Source organism: Novacetimonas pomaceti (genome assembly GCF_003207955.1).
Lineage (GTDB): Bacteria > Pseudomonadota > Alphaproteobacteria > Acetobacterales > Acetobacteraceae > Novacetimonas > Novacetimonas pomaceti.
Genome location: NZ_NOXG01000071.1, coordinates 1 through 2,599, shown reverse-complemented (window position 1 = coordinate 2,599; position 2,599 = coordinate 1). Strand labels below are relative to the sequence as shown.

Genomic DNA, 2,599 nt, shown 5'->3' with positions numbered 1-2,599 from the left:
ACCGGTGCGGTCGGCGCATTCTCGCGCAGCATTTCCCGCACGATCCCGCCCTGGCGGGCGGAGAAATACAGCCTGACGCCAAGGGCTGCAGCCAGATGCTGCCCGTAATCGGGCACATGCGGCCAGTCAAAAACGTCCCCGTCATCGTCCACAAGATGGTGCCACCACTCGATGCGCTGCGGCGCCACGCCCTTTTCGAGCAGGTGCAGGGTACTGGCGAGGGAATCCTTGCCAAAGGAACAGGCGACGATGACGTGATCATAACGCGCCAGATCAGGTATCTCTCCGGGCTCCGGCACGACAGTTCCCTGACGGGATGACAGGCTTGCGGTCACCATGGACATTCTCCTTGTCTGAATGTCTTCTGGCGGTCCGACGGGGTATCGCGGGTCAAACGCGGCGCGCGCGCCGGCATCGCAGACCCGCGGAGCGGGACAAGAGCCACCGTTTGAGGCGCGATGGCCCTTCGGGCATATTTTTTCCTGTGCCTTCCTGCTTTTCCTATGCGTCCGCGTTCAGGTATTCGTGCAGATACCGGCGCAGCACCATGCAGGCTGCATGGGTGTCCCGCTCACCGTCATCCGCAAGGACACGATCCATCACTCTGGCGAGAACGGCGGCTGCCTCTTGGCCCGGGCTGAAAACAAGGGAAAACCCAAACTGTCCCTGCAGCACGCCGGTCCCGGCATCGTGCACCATGGCCACGATCTCGCCATGGACGACTTCCTCGACCTCAAGGTCCACTTCCTGGCCGTCAGGCAGAATAGTGGTCCGGATCCCGTCAGAGTCCACACTGTCGGGGACGGCATTGAGGACGATCCGCGCAGCCGCCTCGGCATCCGTCGCCGTGACCCTGAAATCGCCGGCATCCGCTTCAAACAGGCGCTCAACCAGCGTGACACGAAAATCAGGCATTGCCGTCCTCCCTTACCAGGACAAATTCGCTCAGTGTCTTGGCTTCCCGCCATGGGCAGTGCCACACCATCACGTCCTTTCCGCAGATTTCGGCGACAGCGCCACGCTCTCTCAGCCGGGCCAGCTCGGCCGATGTGACTCTGGGAACCGCCGTGAAAGCGGAAAATTCGACTACTGCCGCCTCCACGCTCTCATAGGGTCCCCGCCATCGGCGGGCCGCAGGCGGATAGATTTCAGGCGTCCGGATCAGAACCCCACCATCCGGGTGGAAACCCAGTTCAACCACATACCTGCCGATCAGACGCTTTTCCGTCATGTATTCATCGGTCATCACGGTTCTCCTTCGCCGACGCAGGTGAACGCGTAACCTGACGTTCCGGATAAGCCCGGTGGGGGCGCATCGCAGAATTTCCCGGTCGACGTCCTGCCTGAGTCCGTTGCTGGCTCACCGCCCGACGTCACCACTGAGGGCGACGGGCCGTGAGCCAGAGCCGTACGGCGGCAACAGCCTCGCTCAGCTGAAGCCTACAAACTCAACATGCGTCCTGAGGAATTCTTCGGGTGTCTGCGATAGCGGAGCCAGACCTTCCGCCCTGCCGTGCGGCACGTCATCCTCTTGATCTGCCGCCAGGTCTGGGGGGGTACCAGCCACTTTATCGAGCTCAATGCCCGTCGCGGCAGGATCAGCGGTTCCCAGGCCACCAGTCCGCGCACCAGCATCCACATCGTCTTCCAGGTCGATATCGTCGTCATGCGCCAGGTCCCCATCATCGTCATCCGCTTCGGATGTCGGGGCGAGCGCTTCCGCGAAGGCGGCATTCAGCGTTGCGACATCGACCTGGAAACGCGCGGCAGGATGCACCCAGCTCCCCTGCCCGACATGGTCCATCAGGGCGCGGCGCATTTCCTTGCCGGTATTGCGCGGCAGGATGCCTTCCTCCTTTATGGCCTTCGTGATGCCGGACTTGCTGAGCGTTTTCAGGAAGTCTTCATCCGCCATGGCGGGCAGATGGTCGTCCGCTTTCACGATATGGCCGACCAGGACACCCCAGTCGCCGCTATTCGTCGCGTTCTTCTCGCAGGACAGAACGGCTTTGAGCACGTCGACAGCAGCGCCACGCAGGAGCGCCTCGTCCAGCGCCATCTCGCCATCCTGGAACAGTCCGGCGGCGGCCACGAGCCGGCGTGACGGACGGCGCTGCGGGTAGTGTGCGTTGGAATCCCCATCCACCCGGACATTCTGCGCATTGAGGGCCGCGATCATCAGCCCGACCAGGACCCATGGATCGGCAGAGCCCCGCATGCCGTCCAATGCGGCATGCAGCGCCTGGGTGCGGAAACTGCCGATCATGTCAAAACCGCGCCCCGAAATATCGGGCCGTTCCCTCGGCCCTTCTGGCAGGGCTTCAATGACGGCGGATGGCGTCACGCGACCTGCCGCCTCGCTGCCCGGCAGGACGCACCAACCCTCGCGAACCTTGAGGCGATGATCAAGCCAGAAGAATTTCGTGGCGCCCTCGCGCTGCCAGTAGATCCGGACCATGCCGGGTTCGAAAACCGGCTCGCCGTTCTCGTCGCTCTGCACGATCAGTGCGTCTTCAGGCGTGTTCTGACCCAGCCACTGGCGCTGCGCCTTCTCATAGGCGAAGCCGTCATCGGTATAACGACCGTCCTTCCCGGCTTC

At 62.9% G+C, this 2,599-nt stretch carries 2 protein-coding genes and 2 pseudogenes; all 4 read right to left on the bottom strand.

What is annotated here, in order from left to right:
- Positions 1-338, bottom strand: a pseudogene (locus CFR71_RS15460) (phosphoadenosine phosphosulfate reductase family protein); the annotation flags it as partial.
- Positions 339-501: 163 nt separating this feature from the next.
- Positions 502-915 carry a hypothetical protein gene (locus tag CFR71_RS15455; protein ID WP_110532199.1) on the bottom strand — a complete coding sequence of 138 codons (414 nt, stop codon included), beginning with the start codon at positions 913-915 and terminating at the stop codon, positions 502-504.
- Positions 908-1,246 carry a hypothetical protein gene (locus CFR71_RS15450; RefSeq protein WP_110532197.1) on the bottom strand — a complete coding sequence of 113 codons (339 nt, stop codon included), beginning with the start codon at positions 1,244-1,246 and terminating at the stop codon, positions 908-910. Before CFR71_RS15450 ends, CFR71_RS15455 begins: the two co-directional genes overlap by 8 nt.
- 183 nt (positions 1,247-1,429) lie before the next feature.
- Positions 1,430-2,599 (bottom strand): annotated as a pseudogene (locus tag CFR71_RS15445) (ParB/RepB/Spo0J family partition protein); the annotation flags it as partial.